Origin of the sequence: Streptomyces sparsogenes, from assembly GCF_001704635.1 — a bacterium.
GTDB lineage: Bacteria > Actinomycetota > Actinomycetes > Streptomycetales > Streptomycetaceae > Streptomyces > Streptomyces sparsogenes.
In genome coordinates this window covers 1-21,665 of the sequence record NZ_MAXF01000153.1, presented here as the reverse complement: position 1 = coordinate 21,665, position 21,665 = coordinate 1, and the positions used below count along the sequence as shown (strand labels likewise).

The 21,665-nt window shown below is 68.8% G+C and carries 24 protein-coding genes and 3 pseudogenes; 16 read left to right on the top strand and 11 right to left on the bottom strand.

Annotated elements, in window-relative coordinates; all coding sequences use genetic code 11:
- Nucleotides 1-87: 87 nt before the first annotated feature.
- The 3 genes and pseudogenes from BBH68_RS30925 to BBH68_RS30920 form a co-directional block, all read left to right on the top strand.
- Nucleotides 88-1,818, top strand: a pseudogene (locus BBH68_RS30925) (AAA family ATPase); the annotation flags it as partial.
- A complete protein-coding gene (locus BBH68_RS42255; protein WP_158080416.1) occupies nt 1,818-2,408 on the top strand; it encodes an ATP-dependent DNA helicase in 591 nt (196 codons plus the stop codon). The pseudogene BBH68_RS30925 and the gene BBH68_RS42255, both read left to right, overlap by 1 nt.
- Before the next feature lie 132 nt (nt 2,409-2,540).
- Nucleotides 2,541-2,810, top strand: a pseudogene (locus tag BBH68_RS30920) (transposase); the annotation flags it as partial.
- Nucleotides 2,811-2,821: 11 nt separating this feature from the next.
- Here BBH68_RS30920 and BBH68_RS30915 read toward each other — a convergent pair.
- The 3 genes from BBH68_RS30915 to BBH68_RS30905 all read right to left on the bottom strand — a co-directional run bounded on the left by BBH68_RS30915 (nt 2,822) and on the right by BBH68_RS30905 (nt 5,830).
- Complete coding sequence (locus BBH68_RS30915; protein ID WP_065967041.1) at nt 2,822-3,511, bottom strand: HAD family hydrolase; 690 nt, start codon at nt 3,509-3,511, stop codon at nt 2,822-2,824.
- A 212-nt stretch (nt 3,512-3,723) separates the two neighbouring features.
- Complete coding sequence (locus BBH68_RS30910; RefSeq protein WP_065967040.1) at nt 3,724-4,443, bottom strand: glutamine amidotransferase-related protein; 720 nt, start codon at nt 4,441-4,443, stop codon at nt 3,724-3,726.
- Between the two features lie 85 nt (nt 4,444-4,528).
- On the bottom strand, nt 4,529-5,830 hold the full coding sequence (locus tag BBH68_RS30905) for an aminotransferase class I/II-fold pyridoxal phosphate-dependent enzyme (protein WP_065967039.1): 1,302 nt from the start codon (nt 5,828-5,830) through the stop codon (nt 4,529-4,531).
- Between the two features lie 713 nt (nt 5,831-6,543).
- Here BBH68_RS30905 and BBH68_RS30900 point away from each other — a divergent pair.
- The 7 genes from BBH68_RS30900 to BBH68_RS44115 all read left to right on the top strand — a co-directional run bounded on the left by BBH68_RS30900 (nt 6,544) and on the right by BBH68_RS44115 (nt 10,824).
- Nucleotides 6,544-7,017 carry a nuclear transport factor 2 family protein gene (locus BBH68_RS30900; RefSeq protein WP_065967038.1) on the top strand — a complete coding sequence of 158 codons (474 nt, stop codon included), beginning with the start codon at nt 6,544-6,546 and terminating at the stop codon, nt 7,015-7,017.
- 390 nt (nt 7,018-7,407) lie between these two features.
- Nucleotides 7,408-7,989 carry an ATP-binding protein gene (locus BBH68_RS30895; RefSeq protein ID WP_245738386.1) on the top strand — a complete coding sequence of 194 codons (582 nt, stop codon included), beginning with the start codon at nt 7,408-7,410 and terminating at the stop codon, nt 7,987-7,989.
- 139 nt (nt 7,990-8,128) lie between these two features.
- Complete coding sequence (locus BBH68_RS30890; protein WP_065967058.1) at nt 8,129-8,704, top strand: TetR/AcrR family transcriptional regulator; 576 nt, start codon at nt 8,129-8,131, stop codon at nt 8,702-8,704.
- A 129-nt stretch (nt 8,705-8,833) separates the two neighbouring features.
- Nucleotides 8,834-9,094 carry a carboxymuconolactone decarboxylase family protein gene (locus tag BBH68_RS30885; protein ID WP_065967037.1) on the top strand — a complete coding sequence of 87 codons (261 nt, stop codon included), beginning with the start codon at nt 8,834-8,836 and terminating at the stop codon, nt 9,092-9,094.
- A 111-nt stretch (nt 9,095-9,205) separates the two neighbouring features.
- Nucleotides 9,206-10,153, top strand: a complete 948-nt coding sequence (locus tag BBH68_RS30880) for a pyridoxamine 5'-phosphate oxidase family protein (protein ID WP_065967036.1) — start codon at nt 9,206-9,208, stop codon at nt 10,151-10,153.
- A gap of 14 nt (nt 10,154-10,167) precedes the next feature.
- On the top strand, nt 10,168-10,635 hold the full coding sequence (locus tag BBH68_RS30875) for a nuclear transport factor 2 family protein (RefSeq protein ID WP_065967035.1): 468 nt from the start codon (nt 10,168-10,170) through the stop codon (nt 10,633-10,635).
- A 66-nt stretch (nt 10,636-10,701) separates the two neighbouring features.
- Complete coding sequence (locus BBH68_RS44115) at nt 10,702-10,824, top strand: alpha/beta fold hydrolase (RefSeq protein ID WP_281182501.1); 123 nt, start codon at nt 10,702-10,704, stop codon at nt 10,822-10,824.
- A 67-nt stretch (nt 10,825-10,891) separates the two neighbouring features.
- On the opposite strand, the pseudogene BBH68_RS43500 reads toward BBH68_RS44115, so the two are convergent.
- Nucleotides 10,892-11,077: pseudogene (locus BBH68_RS43500) on the bottom strand (transposase); the annotation flags it as partial.
- A 92-nt stretch (nt 11,078-11,169) separates the two neighbouring features.
- Between BBH68_RS43500 and BBH68_RS43495 the strand changes: the two are divergent.
- A complete protein-coding gene (locus BBH68_RS43495) occupies nt 11,170-11,352 on the top strand; it encodes an ATP-binding protein (protein ID WP_245738385.1) in 183 nt (60 codons plus the stop codon).
- Between the two features lie 303 nt (nt 11,353-11,655).
- Nucleotides 11,656-12,294 carry a TetR/AcrR family transcriptional regulator gene (locus BBH68_RS30865; RefSeq protein WP_079151308.1) on the top strand — a complete coding sequence of 213 codons (639 nt, stop codon included), beginning with the start codon at nt 11,656-11,658 and terminating at the stop codon, nt 12,292-12,294.
- Here the strand turns inward: BBH68_RS30865 and BBH68_RS44590 are convergent.
- The 5 genes from BBH68_RS44590 to BBH68_RS30845 all read right to left on the bottom strand — a co-directional run bounded on the left by BBH68_RS44590 (nt 12,249) and on the right by BBH68_RS30845 (nt 16,040).
- Nucleotides 12,249-13,193, bottom strand: a complete 945-nt coding sequence (locus BBH68_RS44590) for a VOC family protein (RefSeq protein ID WP_425428865.1) — start codon at nt 13,191-13,193, stop codon at nt 12,249-12,251. The two genes, BBH68_RS30865 and BBH68_RS44590, sit on opposite strands and share 46 nt — an antisense overlap.
- A gap of 146 nt (nt 13,194-13,339) precedes the next feature.
- Entirely contained in the window at nt 13,340-14,167 is an 828-nt protein-coding gene (locus tag BBH68_RS30855) for an alpha/beta fold hydrolase (protein WP_245738384.1), read from the bottom strand.
- The gene (locus BBH68_RS39890; protein WP_245738383.1) at nt 14,152-14,634 is read right to left on the bottom strand and encodes a helix-turn-helix transcriptional regulator; all 483 of its coding nucleotides are present in this window, start codon (nt 14,632-14,634) and stop codon (nt 14,152-14,154) included. The genes BBH68_RS30855 and BBH68_RS39890 overlap by 16 nt, the downstream gene beginning before the upstream one ends.
- A 215-nt stretch (nt 14,635-14,849) precedes the next feature.
- On the bottom strand, nt 14,850-15,320 hold the full coding sequence (cynS, locus tag BBH68_RS30850; protein ID WP_065967033.1) for a cyanase: 471 nt from the start codon (nt 15,318-15,320) through the stop codon (nt 14,850-14,852).
- 111 nt (nt 15,321-15,431) lie between these two features.
- Nucleotides 15,432-16,040 (bottom strand): carbonic anhydrase, encoded by a 609-nt coding sequence (locus BBH68_RS30845; protein ID WP_065967032.1) that lies wholly within the window; start codon nt 16,038-16,040, stop codon nt 15,432-15,434.
- Nucleotides 16,041-16,164: 124 nt separating this feature from the next.
- Here BBH68_RS30845 and cynR point away from each other — a divergent pair, with 124 nt between their 5' ends.
- Nucleotides 16,165-17,073 carry a transcriptional regulator CynR gene (gene cynR, locus BBH68_RS30840; RefSeq protein ID WP_065967031.1) on the top strand — a complete coding sequence of 303 codons (909 nt, stop codon included), beginning with the start codon at nt 16,165-16,167 and terminating at the stop codon, nt 17,071-17,073.
- Between the two features lie 555 nt (nt 17,074-17,628).
- Here the strand turns inward: cynR and BBH68_RS30835 are convergent.
- Both BBH68_RS30835 and BBH68_RS30830 read right to left on the bottom strand, forming a co-directional pair.
- A complete protein-coding gene (locus tag BBH68_RS30835) occupies nt 17,629-18,705 on the bottom strand; it encodes an alpha/beta hydrolase (RefSeq protein ID WP_104531446.1) in 1,077 nt (358 codons plus the stop codon).
- A gap of 118 nt (nt 18,706-18,823) precedes the next feature.
- Nucleotides 18,824-19,789 (bottom strand): alpha/beta hydrolase, encoded by a 966-nt coding sequence (locus tag BBH68_RS30830; RefSeq protein WP_065967030.1) that lies wholly within the window; start codon nt 19,787-19,789, stop codon nt 18,824-18,826.
- 186 nt (nt 19,790-19,975) lie between these two features.
- Between BBH68_RS30830 and BBH68_RS30825 the strand changes: the two genes are divergently transcribed.
- The 3 genes from BBH68_RS30825 (at nt 19,976) to BBH68_RS41615 (ending at nt 21,527) form a co-directional block, all read left to right on the top strand.
- Entirely contained in the window at nt 19,976-20,434 is a 459-nt protein-coding gene (locus BBH68_RS30825) for a MarR family winged helix-turn-helix transcriptional regulator (protein ID WP_174589113.1), read from the top strand.
- 147 nt (nt 20,435-20,581) lie between these two features.
- Nucleotides 20,582-21,100, top strand: coding sequence for a hypothetical protein (locus BBH68_RS30820; protein WP_065967029.1), 519 nt, complete (start codon nt 20,582-20,584; stop codon nt 21,098-21,100).
- 4 nt (nt 21,101-21,104) lie between these two features.
- A complete protein-coding gene (locus tag BBH68_RS41615) occupies nt 21,105-21,527 on the top strand; it encodes a hypothetical protein (protein WP_141713090.1) in 423 nt (140 codons plus the stop codon).
- Nucleotides 21,528-21,665 lie beyond the last annotated feature (138 nt).

Below are 21,665 nucleotides of genomic sequence, written 5' to 3'. Positions count from 1 at the left end.
TCGACACCACCCGACTGACCCAGGTCGCCCCAGGCCCAGGAAAGACCGCACAACAACCGGATAAACCCGCGCGAGAAAACACCCCCCATGACCGTGCCGCCCGCCCCACCATCCGGCGACCGCATCGACGGAGTCGTCGACCACCTCATCCACGTCACCTACAACCACCACACCATCCTCCGCCTGGCCGTTACCGATGACGCACCGACCTCCCGCACGGTCACCACCGTCGGCAAGGCACTGTTCGGCACCCAGCCGGGGGAGAGCCTGCGCCTGACCGGCACATGGATCAACCACCCCCGCTACGGCCGACAGTTCAAAACCGAGACCTGCGAGCGGACCTGGCCCGCCACCACCCGCGCCATCCGCCTCTACCTCGCCTCCGGAATGATCCACGGCATCGGCAAAACCCTGGCCACCGCCATCACCAACCACTTCGGCGAGGAGACCCTCCACATCATCGACACCGAACCCCAGCACCTCCTGCAGGTCCACGGCATCGGCCCCACCCGCCTGGAACGCATCAGCCAAGCCTGGCGCACCCAGAAGACCATCGCCGAGATCATGGTCTTCCTCCAAGGCCTCAACATCCCCGCCCACCTGGCCGTGAAGATCCACCAGACCTACAGCAAGGCCGACCAGAACCCCATGGAGATCATCCGCCGCAACCCCTACCAGCTATGCCGCGACATCCACGGCATCGGCTTCGAAACCGCCGACCGCATCGCCCTCGCCAGCGGCATTCCCAAACACAGCGACCAACGCCTCCAAGCCGCCCTCCTCCACACCCTCACCCAAGCCCGCAGCCACGGCGACTGCCACCTACCCGAACGCCTCCTCCTCGCCCGCACCCGCCACCTGCTGACCGACGACGACCCCACCACCACAGAAATCCTCGAAGACCCCATCGTGCGCCAAGCCCTGGAAGTCCTGCGCGGCCGCGGCGAGACGGTCATCGAAGACCTCCCCACACCCGTCCTCGAGGACGGCGACGACTTCCACGCGGTCACAGTCGTCAGCCTCGCCCGGGTGCACCGCGCCGAGACAGGACTGGCCGAAGACATCCTGCGCCTGCACCACGCCCCGCCCACCCTGGCCGACCACGCGGACCGGGCCACCCTCCTCACCCACACTGCCCCCACCAGCCTGACCAGCGAACAGCAACAAGGCGTCCTGTCCGCCCTCACTCAGCCACTGTCCGTTGTGACCGGAGGCCCAGGCTGCGGCAAGACCCACCTGCTGCGCACCCTGGTCACCCTCGCCGGTCAGGCGGGTATCTCTGTCGCGCTGGCAGCCCCGACCGGGAAAGCCGCCAAACGCATGGAAGAGGCCACGGGTCACGCGGCCATGACCGTGCACCGCCTGATCAGGCCCCTACTCGACACGCCGCCCCAGGCGGATCACAGCAGTCTGCTGGAGGACGCTGACCTGGTCGTCATCGACGAGGCCTCCATACTGGATGTCCAACTCGCAGCCCAGCTCGCCGCGGCCATCCGCACCGGCTGCCACCTTCTCCTGGTCGGAGACACCAACCAGCTGCCCAGCGTCGGCCCCGGCCGAGTCCTGCGCGACCTCCTCGCCGTCCCCGACCTCCCCCGCACCAAGCTCACCCACGTCTTCCGCCAGGACACCGACAGCGCAGCCATCATCGACAACGCCCACCGCATCCTGCGCGGCCAGCTACCGCAACCAGCCCCCGGCGTGTTCGGCTGCCGCTCCCTCGAAGACCCCGAAGCCATCGTCCAACACGTCGTGGACCTCGTCGCCACCCACATCCCGCAGCACTTCGACGCCGCGCCCGAGGACATCCAGGTTCTGTGCCCTGCCCTGCCCGGCGCCACGCAGCCGGCGCCCTTGCCCTCAACGCCCGTCTCCAGGCCAGGCTCAACCCACCCTCACCGGACAGGCCGCAACATCACCACGGGGGAGTCGTCTTCCGTCTCGGCGACCGTGTCCTGCAGATCCGCAACCAGCCGCACCGCGGCCGCACCGGCGTCTTCAACGGCTCCACCGGCACCATCACCGCCATCGACACCGAAACCCGGGAACTCGCCGTCACGCTGAACGACGGCGAAACCGTGCCCTACGCCTTCAGCGACCTCGATGAACTTCTCCACGCCTATGCGCTGACGGTTCACCGCTCTCAGGGCAGCGAATTCCCCTACGTCGTCATCCCTGTCACAACATCGGCCGAACCGCTTCTCCAGCGCAATTTCCTCTACACGGCTGTCACTCGCGCTCGCCGCGGCGTGGTGCTTCTCGGCCAGCCCACCGCCGTGCACCGGGCCGTGGCCAACACCCACACCCGGCGCCGCTTCACCGCACTCGGACACCGCATCCTCCAGCGAGCCACAGCCACGTCCCTTACCCGCAGGCTCAACCTCAGCGGACAACTCGCCTGGGAATGACACACGTACGAAGGCCGTACTTGCGAGACGGCGAGTTCGGGTGGCAGTAAACTCCGTGCGGCGGCAGGGGACTGGGCTCCGTGGGGCGGGCAGTTCGGCCTTCGGATGATTCGCTCGCTAATAGGACTCCCCAACGTCCGGCTCCACCTCACGGCGAGAATGCGGGAGTTCATTGTAGTGAATGCCGACTGGCTCACCGTGTTCCAGCTGCCGGCCTACGCACCTGACCTCAACCCGCAAGAGGGCATCTGGTCGATGATCAAGCGCGACATCGGCAACCTCGCCGCCGCTGGCCTCACTCAGATCACGACGGCCGTCAAGCGCCGGCTCAAGAAGATCCAGTACCGCTCTGACCTGGTCGACGGCTGCCTCGCTGCTACCGGGCTCACTCTGGACCTTTGAGCGAAGCATGATCAGAAAAGCTCCGGCAGTTCCGTCAAAGTTGCGATGGACGGGACGGGAGGAATGTCCGGGAGCGGGGAGTCCCGGCGGATCGCACGCCCCGCATAACCGAGGTCGATGGCCGCTTGGACCAGGTCGGGATCCTCGTCGATGAACAGGCATTGCGTGGGCGTCAGGCCAAGCGCGGTGCTGGCGTGGTGATACATGCGCGGATCCGGCTTGTTGCAGCCCAACTTGGCGGAGATCGCGTAGGCCTCGAAGAAATGGTGGATGCCCAATGCCGCGTGCAGGCCGGGCAGGTCGGGCCAGGCATCGGAGACCACGGCCATCCGCACCTGCCGCTGGCTCAGCTCCTCCAGGGTCTTCCTCACGTCCGGGTACAGCTCCAGCACTCCGTCCGCGGGGACTTCACGGCGCAGATCGGCCAGGAGCTGCGAGGTGGCCTCCATCCCGAGGTGGCGTAGCACCACGCGGTGGTAGTCGTCGTAGTCGGGGGTCGAGGACAAAGCGGCGAAGAACCGGTCTCCGGCGGCGATCGCGGCGGCGAACCGGTCATTCGTGATCGACGGATCGTGAGCGAGGACGGTCTCCTCGAAGTCCGCACGCGGGTTCCACCGGCCTCCGATCGGACGCATCAGCACACCACCGGAGTCGAAGAGAATGGCCTGAACATTCCCGGAACCGGGAGATCGTCTCGTCATCTGTCCAGCCTCACGGCCACGGGGCCGCCCTGTCGATCCGCGGTAGCCGGCCGGTCTGCCTCAGCAGCGCCAGACGCCGCCCACTTCGCCCGACATCACGATTTCGAGTTCAGTAACCGGGAACTGACCCGGGCACTGAACCAGGCCCGCTGACGCGGTCTGCGCGGCCGTGGCGTCCTGAGCAGCACCGGTCTGTTTCAGCGGCCCGCTCGTCAGCGCGCGGTGTAGTCCGCGGCGAGCCGGTCGAGGAACGTCATGAGCATGGCGTTCATCTCGGTGTAGTCGTTGGCGCGCAGCTGGTCGGGCTGCTGGACAAATGGCCGGTCGGCGAGCGCGGCCAGTTCCTTCTCGCCGTGCTCGATCAGGGCCTCGATGCAGTCGGGGGTGAACTCCATGTGGCACTGGAAGGCGTACACGTAGCGGCTGTAGGCGATGATCTGGCGGGGGCATCCGGCGCTGGTGGCCAGCACAGTCGCGTGGTCGGTGAGGCCTGGCATGTCGTTGTGCCAGTGGCCGGTGTGGAAGGAGTCCCCGAAGCCGGCGAGGAAGGGGTGCTCGCGGCCGGCGTCGGTGAGTGTGACGGGGAAGGATCCGATCTCCGTGTTCGGGCTGGGCGCCCAGGCGGCGCCGAGGGACTCACCGACGAGCTGGGCGCCGAGGCAGATGCCGATGACGGCCTTGTCCGCCTTGATACAGGAGGAGATGAGGGCCTTCTCCGCGGCGGCGTCGAAGTGCGGGCACTCCTCGACGGTGGTGCTGGGCTGTTGGGGGCCGCCCATTACGATCAGCAGGTCGATGTCCTGTCCGGACGCGGGCAGCGCGTCCCCCTCGTAGACCCGCGAAATGCTGAGGGAGTGGCGCCGGGATCTGGCCCAGTCCTCGAAGGCCCCGGGGGCCTCGAACGCCTCGTGGACGACGATGTGGGTACGCATGACTGTGCCAGCCTCTCTGTCTCTGTGTGTGATGGGAGCGGTGCGCTGCGGTAGCTCATGCCGCCGACGGCATGGCCGGGCCGGGTCAGGTGGGGTGGACGGGGAGGACGGCGGCGAGGTCGGCGGTGAACTCGCGGGCCTGCTGCGGGGTGAGTGTGGAGGTGGTTACCCGGATCTCCCGGCTGGTGCCGGCCTTGGCTGCGAAGAGGTGGCCGGGCTGGACTGCCCACCCTCGTCGTGCCAGTGCATCCGCGATGGGGCGGGCCTCCGTGCCCAGTGGCACCCAGACGTTCAGGCCGTCCGGCCGGTAGCCGGGCGGACGGCCGATGCCCCGCTCAGCCAGCTCGGCCAGCAGCAACGCGCTGCGCTCGGCATAGGCGTCGCGCGCGCGGGCGGTCAGCTCGTGCACCTGCGGATCACTCACCAGCCGGTACACCGCGTGCTGCAGCAGCCGGCTCACCCACGTCGTCCCGGTGTTCAGCCGCGTCTGCAGGCGCTCGGCGCTCTCCTCGTCCGTCGCGACGAGCGCGAGCCGAAGATCCGGCCCGAGGAACTTCGACACCGAGCGCACCAGCGCCCACCGGGAGACCTCGGACGGCGTGATCCGGTGGTACGGCGCGTTGGAGACGGCCCAGAAGTGGTCGTCCTCGATGACCAGGACCTGGGAATGCGCCGCAAGGACCGACCGCAGTTCGGCGGCGCGCTCGCGGGTGACGCTCACACCGGTCGGGTTGTGGGCCCGCGGCGTGCACACCACCGCCCGCACCCCGCCCTCCAACGCCGCCCGCAGGGCCTCCGGCCGCATCCCTGCCTCGTCGACCGGGACCGCGACGGTGCGCAGACCGTTCAGCCGCAGGGTACCGATACTGGCCAGGAAACACGGATCCTCCACCGCGACCGCGTCGCCCCGGGTGAGATATGCGGTCAGCAGCCGCTCCGTGGCATCGACCGCGCCGTGCGTGACCAGAATCCGGAAGCCGTCCGTGGACACGTCCGGCGCGAACTGTTCCGCCGCGCAGCCGGCGAGGTCCGGATCGACCGACGGTGCGCCGTAGAGTGCGGGCCGGTAGTCACCACCCCGGAGCGCCTGCAGTGCATCGGGGAGCAGTTCCGGGTCGGGGTTGCCGCTGGCCAGATCGATCAGGCGGCCGCCGAACCACGCGCCTTCGCTGGCCAGTTGCGGCACCCCTGTCACGACAGTCCCGCCGCGGCCACGGGTCTCCGCCTCGCCGGCAGCCACCAGCTGGCGGTACGCCGAGGCCACCGTGTTCCGGTTCACCCCCAGCTCCTCGGCCAGCTTGCGCACCGGCGGGAGCAGGTCCTGCGGCGCCAGCTGACCCGACGCGATCAGGTCCCGCACACTGCTCGCGATCTCTGTCGCCGTCATCCCGCTGATTCGCACCGAGCACCACCTCCTCCCACGACCATAACCTTTGGCATAGGCCAAAAGAATTATGTCCTATGCCAAAGAGCCAGAACTCCCGACCGTACCGGACCAGCGAGCCGTTCGTTCATCCGGGCGACTAGACCGCGGCTGCGTCATGTCGGCTCTCAGGCGCCCTGGGAGGCGGGGAACACCTCGTCCGACGGCACGGTGGGAGTTGGCGTGCCCACGACCTGATGCAACCCCACTCCCGGATCCGAGGTGGGGGGATCAACAGAGCACGTCCGTCCGTCTGCTGAGCATCCGGTGGGGATTTCCTCGGGTTCAGCCAAGGTGAGCCCAAAAGCCGCCACGTGATGATCTTGAGTCCTGAAGGCGGCTGGTCAGGATGCGGTAGGCATCGCGCGGGCGAGCGGCGCCAGGTTTCCGTGCAGGGCGGCTGCGAGTTCGCGGGCCCGGCCCTCGACTCCTCGTCGCGACCCCGCTCACGGTGGCTCGCCCCGGAAGTACCGCTCCACCGGCCGAGGCGTCTGCGCGCGATGACCCGACAGGGGGGAGGGCTGTCAGGTCGTGGTCGTGTCGGTCTTGCGCGAGAACCATCGTTCCCGTACGGTTGTGCTTGTCGGTGAGAACGTCCGTTCTCGAGACGGTGCACCCGCGTCAACGGAACGCACACCCCGCCGGCGGCGATACCGCACAGACCCAAAGGAAGCGACATGACTGACGAAGCACGCCCTCCGTTCCCGCCGTTTACCCGGGAGACCGCCATCGAGAAGGTCCGCCTGGCGGAAGACGGCTGGAACACCCGCGACCCGCAGAAGGTCGCCCTGGCCTACACCGTGGACTCGCGCTGGAGGAACCGCGCGGAGTTCGCCACCGGCCGTGACGAGATCATCTCCTTCCTCACCCGCAAGTGGGACCGGGAGCTGGAGTATCGGCTCATCAAGGAGCTGTGGGCCTTCGACGGCAACCGCATCGCCGTACGCTTCGCCTACGAGTGGCGCGACGACTCACGCAACTGGTTCCGCTCCTACGGCAACGAGAACTGGGAGTTCGACGAGAACGGCCTGATGCGGCTGCGCTACGCCTGCATCAACGACCTCCCCATCAAGGAGTCGGAGCGCAAGTACTTCTGGCCGCTCGGCCGCCGCCCCGACGACCACCCCGGCCTGAGCGACCTCGGCCTCTGACCGCCCGCCCCCGCGCCGTGGATCGGGGCCCGACTCCGGATCCCTGGCGTGGCCGTTCGTGCGTGAGGCTGTACCTGCGGCAGGGGCCGCCGCGTACCTGGAGGGCTTTGGGCTCCGGATTCCCTCGCAGGCCTTGAAGGCCCTCTCACCTGCGGTGAGCGTGGGGGATTGCTCCAGATTTCGGCAGTTCAACGCATCCTCTTGCGCTGAGAACGATCGTTCTATGGGCTGATCTCAATTGATAGAATGATCGTTCTCAGTTGGAGGCTCACGACACTGTCAGCGCTGGCCGGACGGATTGCCGGTTCGGCCGCCGCGAGTGCCGCAGGACCGCCGCCTCGGCCCTGAGGCCGACCCAGTCCAGGGCCGAGGGCAAAGAAGCTGCAGAACATGAGCCTCTTGATGTGGGCTCGGAAAGTTCGGATGGGCGTTCCCATGACCCTCTCGCGCACCGCAGCGCAACCCCCGCCGATGGCGCTGCCCTTGTCCGGCGAGCAGCCCTGGACAGCCCCTGTGACCCCGGCGCTGGCCCATGGTCGTACGGGCATGCACCGGCACGGCATGATCGCCCTTCCCGCCGAGGAGCGCTGGGTACACACCGCCCGCCACTTCGCCGCGTCCCTGCTGGCCCGATGGGACGTCGTCCCGGAGGATCAGGACTCCGTCCTGCTGGTCGTCGGCGAGCTTGCGGGGAATGCGGCCCAGCTCGGACGGGCCGACATGATCGTGAGCCTCACGTTCGAAGGCCGCGCCGTGCGTATCGAGGTTGCGGACTCCGGCGCCACGGCGCCCTCGCCCCACCCTCGCTGCACCGGTGCCCATGATGAGCACGGCCGCGGCGTGGGCATCGTCGAGTTGCTGGCGGACTGGACCGAGACGCTTGAGGAACGGCATCGCCGACGGGACCGCGCCGGTGTGCGCGTCGCCACCGCACCGGCCGGGGCATCCCGGGCGGACGTTGTGCTCGCTTGAGTGGGCAGCGGGCAACACGCCCGGCCCTGATCCGGGCAGGCGCGTACGGCGACGAGCTGGCCCGCACCCGGGAATATGCCGTGCGACCTGGCGCGCTGCACCGTAAGAGAACGTTCGTTTTCTAGGATGGGTGATCGAGGTGGAACTCGAAGCGACTGAGCAGCGGATCCTCGACGCTGCCGAGGAACTGCTCTACGGCCGAGGCATTCAGTCGGTGGGAATGGATGCGATCCGCACCGCCTCCGGCGTGCCCCTCAAGCGCTTGTACCAGATCTTCCCTTCCAAGAATTCCCTGGTCGAGGCGTACCTGAGGCGGCGGGACGCGAGGTGGCTCCGCGATCTTGCCCAGTACGTGGATACCTACGACTCACCCGAGCAGCGGGTTCTGGCGGTCTTCGACTGGCTGTTCCTCTGGTTCAACGAGCAGGGGTTCCGCGGCTGCGGCTTCATCAACGCCTTCGGGGAACTGGGAGCGACCTCCCCGGCTGTGGCCGATTCCGCCAAAGCCCACAAGAATGCCTTCCGGCGCTGTCTCGCCGATCTCGTGGCCGCCGCGGACGCGCCCGCGTGGCTGACCGACCAGCTCGTCCTCCTCGCCGAGGGCGCGATGACCACAGCGGCCATCTCCGGGTCTCCAGAGCCCGCCCGTCACGCCAAGGACGCCGCCCGCACCCTGCTGCGGACCGCTCACACAGGCATCGCCCCCGCTGACTGAGCACGCGGCCGCCTTCACTCACAGCCCAGCTTCCGTTCCCTCCGAGGTGCCACCCAGTGAGCAAGTGAGCAGGGCGCACGTGAGGCTGGTCCTCGGTAGAGGCTTTCCGACCCTTTCTCCAGTGTTGAGGTGCAGAGCGGGGGACAGCTTGAACGAGCTCGGCGACGTTCTTCCATCGGTCCACTACTGATTCTGTCCGACGCCATCGCCCGCGGTCACGGCCGTGTCGACGACGGCGCCCTGCAGGCCACGCGCGACGCGGGCGCCTCGGACGCCGAGATCGGCGAGGTCGTCGGCCACCTGGCCCTGAACGTCCTGACGAACTACTTCAACATCCTCGCCAAGGTCGACAACGACTGGCCCGTGGTCACACCGCGCTCCGCGGTCTGACCCGCACCCGCCCCGCCGGCCCGGCCCCACCCCCCCCGACCAGGGCCAGGCCGGCGGCCCCCCTCGCCCGCCGGTCGGCGACATCCCCGACCGCCCGTGGAAGGAAGAACGATGACAGACCCGGCGCGTAGCACCCCAGCGGGCTTCCACGAGGGCGAGCTGGCCGTCCAGCGTCAGGCAGGCGTAGCCAGAGACGCGGCACGGCTCTCCGGCATGCTGGCCCCCGCCCAACTGCGCGGCGGCCTGGCCCGATTCCTGGCCGAGCGGACCTTCGCCGCGATCACCGCCCGCGCCATGGACGGCACGCTGTGGGTCTCCCCACTCACCGGCCCGCCCGGGTTCCTCCACGTCGCCTCGTCGGCAGCCCTCGCCGTGCGGGCACTGCCCGCCGAAGGCGACCCACTGCATCACCTACCGGCGGCCCAGCAGGTCGGGCTGATCGTGGTCGAGTTCGCCACCCGCAGACGCCTGCGGATCAACGGCACCCTCTCAGCCACCGGGAGCGACGGCCTGCGCATCGATGTGGAGCAGGCATACGGCAACTGCCCCCAGTACATCCAGAGCCGGCAACTCCACGCCACGCCCGCGGGTATCCCTCGCGGGGGGCCGGTCCGCAGCGCCGACACCCTCGCCGCCAGCGACATCGGCCTGATCCGCCGGTCCGACACCTTCCTGATCGGCACCACCCACCCCGCCCGCGGCAACGACGCCTCACACCGCGGCGGTCCTCCCGGATTCGTCCGCGTCGAGGACGGACGACTGTGGTGGCCCGACTATTGGGGCAACAACATGTTCAACACCCTCGGCAATCTTCAGGCCGACCCCACCGCCGCCCTGCTCTTCTGCGACTTCACCACCGGCCGCACCTTGCACCTGTCCGGCCGGGCCGCCCTGGAATGGACCCGCACGGGCATCCCCGGCGACGACGACCGCACCGGCCGCCGCGTCCACTTCACCCCCCGCCATCTCGTGGCCGGCCGCCCGCTGCCGCTCCAGGCCGACACAGTTACCGCAGCCCCCGACAACCCGCCGCTGGCCGACCAGCCCACCGCACAATGAAGGACCGCCCCGCCATGACCGACAGCCGCCCGATCTTCCCTCCGTTCGACATCGACAGCGCCCTCGCCCAGGTCCAAGCCGCCGAAGACACCTGGAACACCCGCGACCCGCGTCAGGTCGCCCTCGCCTACACCGAGGACTCCGCCTGGCGTAACCGCGATGCCCTCGTCACCGGCCGCGAAGAGATCACCGAGTTCCTCACCAACAAGTGGGAACACGAACTCGACTACGTCCTGCGCAAGAGCCTGTGGGGCTTCCGTGACAACCGGATGGCCGTCCGCTTCCAGTACGAATGGCACAACGCCGAAGGCCAGTGGTTCCGCTCCTACGGCAACGAACTGTGGGAGTTCGCCGACAACGGTCTGATGCGCCGCCGCGAGGCCAGCATCAACGACCTGCCCATCAACGAGGAAGACCGCCGCTACTTCGGCCCCCGCACCGACAGCGAGCGCGGCCCCGGGCACGACCTCCCCCTCGCCTGAAACCACCGCACGTCCCAAGGCGCCCATGACGGCGCCTGAGCATGGCACAGCAATGAGTGAATGGCCATGACCGTCAGCTTCCGCACCATCGACGTGGGTGTATACCGGGTGTTCTACCGGGAAGCCGGTGAGCCTGGCGCACCGAAGCTGGTCCTCCTGGGCGGTTTCCCGTCCTCGTCGCACCAGTGACCAGGGACAAGTCCATCTCACCCCGCTTCGCGGCCTCAGCGATCAGCCCCTCCAGCAGGGCTTCGAGGACGTCGGCGTCTCTCCCTTGCCGGAATCGGTTGTGGACGGTCGGCCAGGCACCGAACTCGCCCGGCATCTCCCGCCACTGCCGCCCGTCTTGAACCGCCAGAGCAACCCCTCGAACTGCCGCCGTGGCCGCTCGAGGTACGGGCCGAACCTGCCGATCGGCAGGCAGCGCTCGATGAACTCCCATTCCAGGTCCGTATGGCGGTGGCGGGGAGCTTGGCGTGGTGCCGTTTGTAAGCCTCCTGACGCGGGGCCTGGAAAGTTCAAGGGTGCGTTCCCATGCCCTCTCTCGTTGCCCCGGAGGATCAGGACTCCGTCCTGCTGGTCGTCGGCGAGCTCGCGGGGAATGCGGCCCAGCACGGCCGGGCCGACATGATCGTGAGCCTCACCTTCGAAGGCCGAGCCGTGTGCATCGAGGGACTCCGGCGCCTCGGCATCCGTGCCTCACTCTCGCCGCCCTGATGCCCATGATGAGCACGGCCGTGGCGTGGGCATCGTCGAATACCTGGCGGACTGGACCGAAACACGCGAGGAACGGGGGCGCCGGCGGGACCGCGCCGGTCTTCGCGTCGCCACCTTGCCGGCGGATGCGCCCCGGGCAGGACCTGCGCTCGCTTCAGCGGGCAGCAGGCGGCGGGCAGCACTCCCGGCTCCGCCCCGCACAGGCCGCCAGAGGGGCGACCGGGTCCGTACGGGGAATACACCCTGTCGCCCGGCGCACTGTACCGTGGGAGAACGGGCGTTTTCTCAGATGGGGTGATCAAAGTGGAGCTTGAGGCGACTGAGCAGCGGATTCTCGACGCTGCCGAGGATCTGTTCTATCGCCAAGGCATACAGGCGGTGGGAATGGATGCGATTCGCACCGCCTCCGGCGTGCCCCTCAAGCGCTTGTACCAGATCTTCCCTTCCAAGAATTCCCTGATCGAGGCGTACCTGAGGCGGCGGGACGCGAGGTGGCTCCGCAATCTGGCCGAGTACGTGGACACCTACGACGCACCCGAGCAGCGGGTTCTGGCGGTCTTCGACTGGCTGTTCCTCTGGTTCAACGAGCCGGACTTCCGCGGCTGCGGCTTCATCAACGCCTTCGGCGAGCTGGGAGCGACCTCGCAGGAGGTGGCAGATATCGCGAAGGCTCACAAGGACGCCTTCCGGCGCTGTCTCGCCGATCTCGTGGCCGCCGCGGACGCGCCCGCTTGGCTGACCGACCAGCTCGTTCTCCTCGCGGAGGGCGCCATGACCACGGCGGCCATCTCCGGGTCCCCGGAGCCGGCCCGGCACGCCAGGGATGCCGCGCGCGTCCTGCTGCCGGTCGCTCACGCGGCAGCATCGCCGCTGCCGGAGCAGGCGGTCGCCTTGGCTCACAACCCGGCTCCCGTTTCCCCCGGGGGTACCACCACCCGGTGAGGTCCTTCGTCGAGGCAGCCTGGCCCTGCCCGGCTGGGAGCAAGGACCGCTTGACCGAGGGCGGTGATGCTGCGCGGCGGCCACAAGGTGCTGAGTGTGGCGCCGCGGCCTGTTCGCTCAGTGTCCGGAGCGGGCGCGGGAGATGTTGACGGCACGCTGACCGGCAGCCGGGGCGTCGATGATCGGCGCGGGTACGGACCGCCTTGGCGCGTAGCTTTCCGGTCGCGGGCCGCCGACACCCCGAACCCGCAGAGTCCCAGCGACACTGCCGTGGTCTGCTCACGTGCGACGTTCCTCAACCAACCTGGCCGATCTCGTGGCGGAGCAGGCCCGGGCCTCTGCCTCCTCAGCGCGAGCACCTGTGGCGCCCAGGCTCGGGAAGCGTGGCTGTGCCGGCGGTCATGCATTTCCCGATAGCTGCTGAGAGAAGGAAGCACTCCCTGCGGATTTGGGTCAGTGCCGTTCCGGATCGAACTCCAGCACCTGCGTGAGCCGGATGTTGTTGCCCGACGGATCCCGGAACGACGTGTCGATCCCGTACGGCTGCGCCGTCGGCGGATCGTTGACTCGACACCACGGGCGGACAACTCGTCATACGCGGCCTTGCAGTCGTCGGTCTCCAGGAACAACGTGCCACCCGCGCCTTTGGCCACCAGATCCGACAACTGGGCACTGCTCACCTCATCCAGCATCGGCTGCCCCGGTACCGGCATCAGCACCAACGCCGGACCGTCCCCGCCGGGCGGGGCGACGCACAGCCACCGGAAACTCCATGCCGGCATCGTCACGTCCGCCCGCACCTCCCACCCGAGTTTCCCGGTGTAGAAGGTGTAGAAGTCGAGCGCCGCGTCCTGGTCGTGCACCCAGAACTGCGCATTGGTGATGTTGATAGTCGTCATGGGCGCTCCTCGGTCGGTCGTCTGCAACCGACGCTAGGCAGCGGGCAACCCCGCTTGACTGCTCCGCTGGTGGCGCCGGCGGTGACGTAGCGCTGAGCGACGACGAGCAGTGCGGCCGCCGGGATCACGGTGGCGCCTTCACCTGCTCAGAAGGCTTGTCGAAGCCAGTCACCGCTGCCGCGACCGGTGCTCTGTTCGGCGGCTTCCCGGATCATCGCGACCACGGCGTCGGGCTGCGACAGCACCACGGCGTGTGAACCGTCCAGCACGTACTCGGTGGCCGCCATGCGCTGTGCCATGAAGCGCTGAGCGGTGGGGTTGAGCAGTCGGTCGGCGCTCGCGATGGCGTACCAGGACGGCGTGGAGGCCCATGCCGGGGGGCCCGATCTACCGGTCAGCGCGCCGCAGGCGATCGGCCGTTGTGTCACGGACATCACACGGGCGACGCGGGGCGGCAGGTCGGCGGCGTACTCCTGCGGGAATCGCTCCTTACTGATGTAGAGCTCGCTGTCCGGGCCGCCGGCAATCTGGGCGGGGAGGGCGGCGGCGAAGGTCGCGTCAGCCACCGGCGCGGGGGCGAAGCGGTTCGTGATGTCCAGGACGCACTCGCCCGCGTCGAGGCCGAACCCCGCGACATAGCACAGGGCCACGACGTTGTCGGCGTCGGTTGCGGCGTGTGTGATGACCGCGCCACCGTAGTCGTGGCCGACCAGCACGACGGGGACATCGATGTCACGCACCACGCTCCTGATGTATGCGGCGTCCTGCGCCAGGCCGCGCAGTGGGTTCGCCGGGGCGCGCACGGTCAGTCCGGCGGCGTGAAGGAGGCTGATGACCCTCGCCCAGGATGAGGCATCGGTGAACGCCCCGTGCACAAGCACGATGGTCGGCGGTGGGGGGATGGGTGGCATGGCGGTGCCCTTCGACTGAGTGTGGGAGATGTCCCAGCCAAGCGCGTTCAGGTGGCGGGGCATCGTGTGAACGGACCTATTACCCACAGGTCCGTCACGTCTTCTCGAAACGTGTGGTTCCGCGGCCGTCCACAGGCCATCGCCACACAGCGAGGGATGCGCACATGACGTGCGGCGGGCGGGTGCGCCGCCCGGTACGTCTGCGGGGTCATCCCATACGTCCTGCGGAAACTCGTCGTGAACGAATCGATACTCCGCGCACCGACGGCGGCGCCGATCGCGGTCACCGTCCAGTCGGTCGCAGGCAGCAGGGCGGCGGCCCGCTCCAGGCGGCGAGTCAGCAGGTACTGGTGTGGCGACTCGCCGAACGCCGCCTTGAAGTAGCGGCTGAAGTGGGCCGGGGACAGCGCGGCGGCCGAGCCATGTCGGCGACAGTGAGTGCCTCGAAGTAGCGGGCATCCGCGAGATCCGTGGCACGGAGCAGATGACGAGCGATCGGAGCATGGGTCACGGGCCCATTGTGCGGTCACCGGAACCCGGCGCTCCTGGGGCGCGGTCACCGTCCCCGTATGCTCACGCGATCGCGTCGCCGGTGTCCCCCTGGCCCCGTTACGTGAACACGAGGCCGGGGGCAACGCAGACGTCCGCAGGCAGCGGTCCGCGGCGGCAACTCCGATCACTCGAAGCCGACGGCGGGACCACCGGGCGCCTCATCCACACGGCCCCGGCATGGCCGATCGCCGGATCAGAACGGTTTGGTGGGCAGGTACTTGCCGTCCAGGGTGATCACCGCGCGCTCGCCGCCTTCGGGGTCGGCGACCTTCTTGACGTCGAGTTTGAAGTTGATCGCGCTGATGATGCCGTCGCCGAACTGCTCGTGGACCAGGGCCTTGAGCGTGGTGCCGTAGATCTGGACGATCTCGTAGAAACGGTAGATCGTCGGGTCGGTCGGGACGCCGCCGGGAATGGAGCCCCGGGTCGGGATGGCCTGCAGCAGCACTGCCGCCTCCTCGTCCAGGTCCAGCAGCTCGGCGACCGCCCTGGCGGCGGCCTCCGGCAGCGGATGCTGGCCCAGCAGGGCGGCGGTCGTGAACGCGACCGACAGGCCGCTGGCGTCGGCGATCTCCTGCCAGGTCAGGTCCTTGCGCGTCTTGGCCTCGACAACCACAGCGGCCAGGGCCTGCCGGGCGGCAGGGTCGAACTGAGCGTGCACCATGAGGGTGCTCCTTTCCAACATGCCGGCCCGCCCTACAGCGAGCTCAGCGGAGTCATACGGTCAGGGGATCAGGCCGCCGGACGGCGGCCTGGACGAAAGGGCCAGGGCAGCTCAGGCCGCGAGGGCGGCGGAGCAACCCGTGACCGGGTCGAGCTGGTCGACCGCGCCGGTGGGGATGTCGTAGACCCAGCCGCGCAGCGTGAGGGTCTTCGCCGCCAGTGCCCGGACGACGCTGGGGTGCGTCGCCAGGTTCGCCAGCTGAGCGATCACGTTGTTCCGTACCAGGACGCTCACCTTGTCCTCGCCGGGCTCGGCACAGGCCGTACGGACCCGGGAGGCCTCCGCATGCCGCAGCCAGTGGGCGACGGCCGGCAGGGCGGCGAGGTCGTGCTCGTCCGCCAGGGCGGTCATCGCGCCACAGGCGGAATGCCCGCAGACGACGATGCCGGACACGCCCAGGACGGCGACGGCGTACTCGATGCTCGCCGCGACCCCATCAGCGTTCGGGGTGTAGGCGGGCACCAGGTTCCCGGCCGTCCGGATGACGAACAGCTCGCCCGGCTCGCTCTGTGTGATCAGCTCCGGTATGACGCGGGCGTCGGAGCAGCTGATGAACAGGGTGCTGGGCCGGTGCGTGGTGGCCAGGTGCTGAAAGCGCGCCGCCTTGGCGGGGAAGACGCCCCGCTGGAAATGCGCGACTCCCTCGGCGAGGTCTTGCATGATCACTCCTTTCGGCCAGTGCCCGACTGGTGCGGGTTGACGAAATCCACCATGCATGAACTGTGCTTATAGCGTCCAAGACGCCCTGAATATAAGATCTATTGGCTACATCTATAGTGATGTCATGGGCTTCGAACTCCGTCATCTGCGCTATCTGCTCGCCGTCGCCGAACAAGGCAGCTTCACCCGCGCCGCCGAAATCCTGCACATCTCCCAGCCGACCCTGTCCCAGCAGATCAGACAGATGGAACGCCTGATGGGCACGCAGTTGCTTGACCGTACGGGTCGTGCCGTGCGCCTCACCGACGCCGGCGAGACCTACGTCCACTACGCCCGTCGCGCCCTGCAGGAACTCGCCGCTGCCGAACGCGCCGTCCACGACGTGGCCGACCTCTCCCGCGGCAGTCTGCGCCTGGCGGTCACCCCCACCTTCACCGCCTACCTCATCGGCCCCCTCACCGGACAGTTCCACGTCCGTCATCCCGACATCACCCTGAGCATCAGGGAGATGACGCAGGACCGCATTGAGTCCGCCCTCCTTGCCGACGACCTCGACCTCGGGATCGCCTTTCGCGGTGCCCACCTGCCCGGCATCACCACGGACGACTTGTTCACCGAAGCCCTCAGCCTCGTCGTCGGCACCCACCACCCCTACGCCGACCGGACAGACCCACTACCCGTGCGCGAACTGGAAAGCCGCCCCCTGGCCCTGCTCAGCAGCGACTTCGCCACCCGCAGGCACATCGACACCTACTTCGATCAGCACCGCACCACACCGCGCATCGCGATGGAAGCCAACTCGATCAATGCCGTCGCCGAAATGATCCAGCGCACCCCTCTGGCATCTGTGCTGCCCGAGGCCATCGCCCGGGATCACCCGCATCTGCGTGCCGTCCCCCTCGACCCGCCTCTGCCCGAGCGCACTGTCACTCTGCTCTGCCGCTCGGGCTCCTACCAAAGCGCTGCCGCCCGGGCTTTCACCCACCTCACCCGACAATGGGTCGCCTCCAGCGGATACTCCTCCTCCCCGTGAGGTCGCGGAGGCAGCAGGCGGTGGCCCATGGCACAGGGACGCCGTCGGTCGAGCGGACAGGCCGAGCCGTGGAACTCTCCCTTCGTACGGCACGCCCTCTGATCGGCTGGCAAGGCCCGCACGGCTCGCTCAGCTCTCGCGGTCGGTCACGGACGCCGCTGTCACCGTCACGGCCAGCAGCCGGGCAGGACACAGGCCCGACGTTCGGGAATGCCGCCTCCGGAGCGATTTCTTCCGGCTTGAGGGCGGACCGTGGATACGTGTGGCCACCGGGACACCTGATGCGCGAATGCCGCCGCGCCCTTCCCTGACCCGCTACTTAGCGGGTCAGGGAAGGGCGCGGCGGCATCTCTGATGCTTCTCTGGGTCTTTGGGCCCGCGGGCGGGCTGCGGACCACGCTCCACTGGCTCTGCCGACCGGCTGCGGCTGGGCGAAGGCCGCGTCGATGGCGGCGCCGTCCCGTGCGCCGGGGGAGGTCGAACTGGTCCTCACGCTCCCCGCCGCGGGCCCGGGCTCGGCGGCACGGCCGGAGCCGGTCCGCTCTGGAGCGGGGGTCAGGAGCCGCTGTGAAGGCCGGTGTAGAGGAAGTGGTTGGCCTGGTCGACGGCTGTCTTGGCGGCGTTGGTGTGGGCGAGGGCGTTGAGCATGGCGAAGTCGTGGATGGTGCCCTGGTAGCGGACGGTGGTGATGTCGTTGCCGGCGGCGCGGAGCTTGGCGGCGTACGCCTCGCCCTCGTCGCGCAGGACGTCGGCCTCGTCGGTGATGACCAGGGCCTTGGGCAGGCCCTTGAGCTGGTTGAGGCTCGCGCGCAGTGGCGAGGCGAGGATCTGCTTGCGATCCTCGGCGTTGGGGGCGTAGGCGTCCCAGAACCACTTCATGGCCTTGCGGGTCAGCCAGGGTCCGTCGGCGAACTCCCGGTAGGAGGCCGTGCTGAAGTTGGCATCGGTGACCGGGTAGAAGAGCACCTGCTCGCGCAGGGCAGGGCCGCGGCGCTGCTTGGCCATGAGGGTGACGGCGGCGGTCATGTTGCCGCCGACACTGTCGCCGGCGACGGCGATCCGGGAGCCGTCGACGTTGATCTCGTCACCGTGCTCGGCGACCCACTTGGTGGCCGCGTACGCCTGCTCGATGGCGATGGGGTAGCGCGCCTCGGGCGAGGGCGTGTAGTCGACGAAGATGACCGCAGCGCGGGCTCCGTTGGCGATCTGCCGCACCAGCCGGTCGTGGGTGTTCTCGTTGCCGAGGACCCAGCCGCCGCCGTGGAAGTACATGACGGCCGGGAGCTTGCCGCTCACTCCGGCGGGACGGACGATCCGGATGGTCACCTCGCCGGTGGGTCCCACCTTGAGGGTGCGGTGGCTGATGTCCGCCGGGAGCTTGTCCACGGGGCCGGCCTGCGCGCTGTCGAGTGCCTTGCGGGCGTCGCCGTAGGACAGGGTGTAGATGGGCGGGTTCTTCGCGGCCGCGTCGGCGAACGCCTGGGCGTCCTTTTCCAGCACCGGGGCGGTCGTGGTGGCGGACGGTGCGGCGGGTGAGGCCGACGCGTGGGCGGTGATGGTCACCCCGGCGATGAGGGCGGCTGCTGCGGCGACGGCGATCTTGCGGTTGATTCGGACAGGTGCGGTGCGCATGGGGAACTCCTGGTGCGTGGTGCAGGGTGCGCGCCACGCGGGTACTGAGGCGGGACCCGGGCGGTCCGGCCGGGTGTAGTGCGGGGGTGTTACGGGCGCCGGATGTGGCTGAGCGCGCTCAGGCGGTGCCGAGTGCGGTGCGCAGGGTTGCGATGGCCTGGGCGATGGCGGCCTCGGCGGCGTGCGTCTCGCGCAGGGCGTTGAGCATGACGAAGTCGTGGATGATGCCCTGGTAGCGGACGGCGGTGACGGGGACGCCGGCGGTGCGGAGCTTGCCCGCGTAGGCCTCGCCCTCGTCGCGCAGGACGTCGGCCTCGTCGGTGATGACCAGGGCCTTGGGCAGGCCCTTGAGCTGGTTGAGGCTCGCGCGCAGTGGCGAGGCGAGGATCTGCTTGCGATCCTCGGCGTTGGGGGCGTAGGCGTCCCAGAACCACTTCATGGCCTTGCGGGTCAGCCAGGGTCCGTCGGCGAACTCCCGGTAGGAGGCCGTGCTGAAGTTGGCATCGGTGACCGGGTAGAAGAGCACCTGCTGCACCAGGGGGACGTCCCCGCGCTGCTTGGCCATCAAGGTCAGCGCGGCTGCCATGTTGCCGCCGACGGAGTCACCGGCCACCGCGATCCGGCTGGCGTCCAGGCCCTTTGAAGCGCCGTCAGTGACGACCCAGCGGGCGACGGCGTAATTCTGCTCGATCGCGACGGGGTAGCGGGCCTCGGGCGAGAGGTCGTACTCGGGGAAGACGACCGCGGCGTTAGCGTCGACGGCGAGTTCGCGCACCAGGCGGTCGTGGGTGTGGGCGTTGCCGAAGACCCAGCCCGCACCGTGGATGTAGATGACAACGGGCAGCGGACCGGCGGCACCGACGGGACGGACGATGCGCGCCCGGACGGTGCCGGTGGGCCCGCCCTGCACGGTCACCCACTCCTCGGCGATCTCGGGCTTGGCGATCTCGCCGGACTGGACCTCGTCGACGGCCTTGCGGCCCTCGATCGGACCGAGGTCGAACAGATACGGCGGGTTGGCGGTGGCCTCGGAGAATGCGGCGGCGGCCGGTTCCAGTGCGGGGCCGGTGATGTTCTCGGGCATGGGGACTCCTTGGGCTGATGCCGGGGCGGTGGCCTCGGCGACCGATGTATCCGGCCGTTCGGCGGTCACGAGAACACCATAGCGCTCGATTCAGTCGCGCACAACTTAATCGAGCAAGACATAGTCGCGGGCGCTTGGAATGGGTAGGATGTACCTGGCCGAACATCAGAGGTAAGGACGGCGCTCATGGACCAGAACGCGCGCGACGACGCCGCAGTGGGTTCGCTGCTGCTTCAGGACCAGCTCTGCTTCGCCCTGTACGCGGCCTCGCGGTCGGTCACGACCCGCTACCGTCCACTGCTGGACGAGCTGGGGCTGACCTACCCGCAGTACCTCGTCATGCTGGTGCTGTGGGAGCAGGGCTCGGTCTCCGTACGGGAGCTGGGCACAGCGCTCCAGCTGGAATCCAGCACCCTTTCGCCGCTCCTCAAGCGCCTTGAGACCGGCGGCCTGATTCGCCGCGAACGACGCGCCGAGGACGAACGCTCCGTCGCCGTACGCCTCACCCCGGCCGGCGCGGACCTTCAGGAGAAGGCCCGCGCCGTCCCGCTGGCCATCGGCGAGGCCATGGGTCTGACACCCGAGCAGGACGCCACCGCGAAGCACTTGCTCCGCCTGCTCACTGAGAACGTCACCCGCAACTGACCCCACCGGGCGAGCCGACCTTCAGCGTGTCACCCCCCGGCTACACCTGCATGATCAGGTCGAGCTTGGGGCGGGAGGACTTCGCGCCGCTCGCCTTGTCGATGTAGATGTTCTCCCTCGCGACCTCTCGAGAGGGCTTCAGCAGCTATGAACAGTGCCCGTGACAACGTCGTCTGGCGCGAGTGCCGCGCCCTGAGCCGATGTCTGCTGCCCCTGATCGACCAGGAAACCTGGCGGCGTGATCGTCGCCATGACGACTTCCGCGAACGCGGCCTGGACGTGCCCCAGGGGGAGCGATTGCTCGGGACCTTCGCAGCACTCACCATGCACACCGTCATCCTGGACGCCGCAGCGGCCGGACGCCCGTCCACTGTCGAAGCCCTGCACGCCACGGCACTGCGCACCGTCGCCCATACCGTCATGAATAGGCGCGACTACGAGTTCCTGTCTGCGGCGCCCGCGCAGGCGGACGACGACATGGAGGAACACAATCTCGCTGCCTTTCGGCTGCTCGCCTACCAGACCGGCCGCGCGGCTCATGTGTTTGCCTACCTCGGCAGCCAGGTACGTGCCACCTTCGACACTCTGGCCAGCCGTAGCCGGACAACAACCGCAACCTGCGGCGACCTCCGGCAGTGGGCGAGCCAGGCGAAACTCCTTCCGTAATTGAGTGAACGCGTCGGCCGCCGGCGGGGACACCGACCACGTCCAGGGCGAAAGAGTCGGCTCAGGGGCGGCACTGTCGTTCAACGCGGTCACGGGGGAACATGATCAGTTCCGCGATGCCCGGCAACAGCCCCGGCAGGTGCTGCACCTCGGGCACGAGCCGCGCGGCCTGGGCGTCGTCTCCGGTCACCACCGCCAGGATGTAGTCGAAACCCAGCTGGAGCAGGCGCGGGGCAGCGAGGAAACGATGGAGGACATGGGCAGCGCCTGCCGTACGGGCGCCGTGCCGATCACGGCGACTACCGCAGCAGGACGCCACAGCGTGGGTGCGGGCGAAGCGGCACGAGACGGACTGATCGTCACGCAAGTTGAACCGCTGCCGTCGGCCGGGGATCCGCGGCAGTGGGGTGGACCGGCTGCCGGGTGAGCCGCCGGGTCATCAAGGCCAAGAAGCCGGCGGAACGTGCTCCTGCTGGTCGCACTGCACGCCTGGGCGCACGCCCCCGGCCAGCGGTGTCCCCGGGTCATGGCCGAACGTCGTCCGTATCCGAGTGACCGATGCCCG

Coding starts and splice junctions, on each gene's coding strand:
- BBH68_RS30915 (WP_065967041.1), bottom strand. CDS start 3,511: ATGACGAGACGATCTCCCGGTTCCGGGAATGTTCAGGCCATTCTCTTC.
- BBH68_RS30910 (WP_065967040.1), bottom strand. CDS start 4,443: ATGCGTACCCACATCGTCGTCCACGAGGCGTTCGAGGCCCCCGGGGCC.
- BBH68_RS30905 (WP_065967039.1), bottom strand. CDS start 5,830: ATGACGGCGACAGAGATCGCGAGCAGTGTGCGGGACCTGATCGCGTCG.
- BBH68_RS30900 (WP_065967038.1), top strand. CDS start 6,544: ATGACTGACGAAGCACGCCCTCCGTTCCCGCCGTTTACCCGGGAGACC.
- BBH68_RS30895 (WP_245738386.1), top strand. CDS start 7,408: ATGAGCCTCTTGATGTGGGCTCGGAAAGTTCGGATGGGCGTTCCCATG.
- BBH68_RS30880 (WP_065967036.1), top strand. CDS start 9,206: ATGACAGACCCGGCGCGTAGCACCCCAGCGGGCTTCCACGAGGGCGAG.
- BBH68_RS30875 (WP_065967035.1), top strand. CDS start 10,168: ATGACCGACAGCCGCCCGATCTTCCCTCCGTTCGACATCGACAGCGCC.
- BBH68_RS44115 (WP_281182501.1), top strand. CDS start 10,702: ATGACCGTCAGCTTCCGCACCATCGACGTGGGTGTATACCGGGTGTTC.
- BBH68_RS43495 (WP_245738385.1), top strand. CDS start 11,170: ATGCCCTCTCTCGTTGCCCCGGAGGATCAGGACTCCGTCCTGCTGGTC.
- BBH68_RS44590 (WP_425428865.1), bottom strand. CDS start 13,193: ATGACGACTATCAACATCACCAATGCGCAGTTCTGGGTGCACGACCAG.
- BBH68_RS30855 (WP_245738384.1), bottom strand. CDS start 14,167: ATGCCCCGCCACCTGAACGCGCTTGGCTGGGACATCTCCCACACTCAG.
- cynS (WP_065967033.1), bottom strand. CDS start 15,320: ATGGTGCACGCTCAGTTCGACCCTGCCGCCCGGCAGGCCCTGGCCGCT.
- BBH68_RS30845 (WP_065967032.1), bottom strand. CDS start 16,040: ATGCAAGACCTCGCCGAGGGAGTCGCGCATTTCCAGCGGGGCGTCTTC.
- cynR (WP_065967031.1), top strand. CDS start 16,165: ATGGGCTTCGAACTCCGTCATCTGCGCTATCTGCTCGCCGTCGCCGAA.
- BBH68_RS30835 (WP_104531446.1), bottom strand. CDS start 18,705: ATGCGCACCGCACCTGTCCGAATCAACCGCAAGATCGCCGTCGCCGCA.
- BBH68_RS30830 (WP_065967030.1), bottom strand. CDS start 19,789: ATGCCCGAGAACATCACCGGCCCCGCACTGGAACCGGCCGCCGCCGCA.
- BBH68_RS30825 (WP_174589113.1), top strand. CDS start 19,976: ATGGACCAGAACGCGCGCGACGACGCCGCAGTGGGTTCGCTGCTGCTT.
- BBH68_RS30820 (WP_065967029.1), top strand. CDS start 20,582: ATGAACAGTGCCCGTGACAACGTCGTCTGGCGCGAGTGCCGCGCCCTG.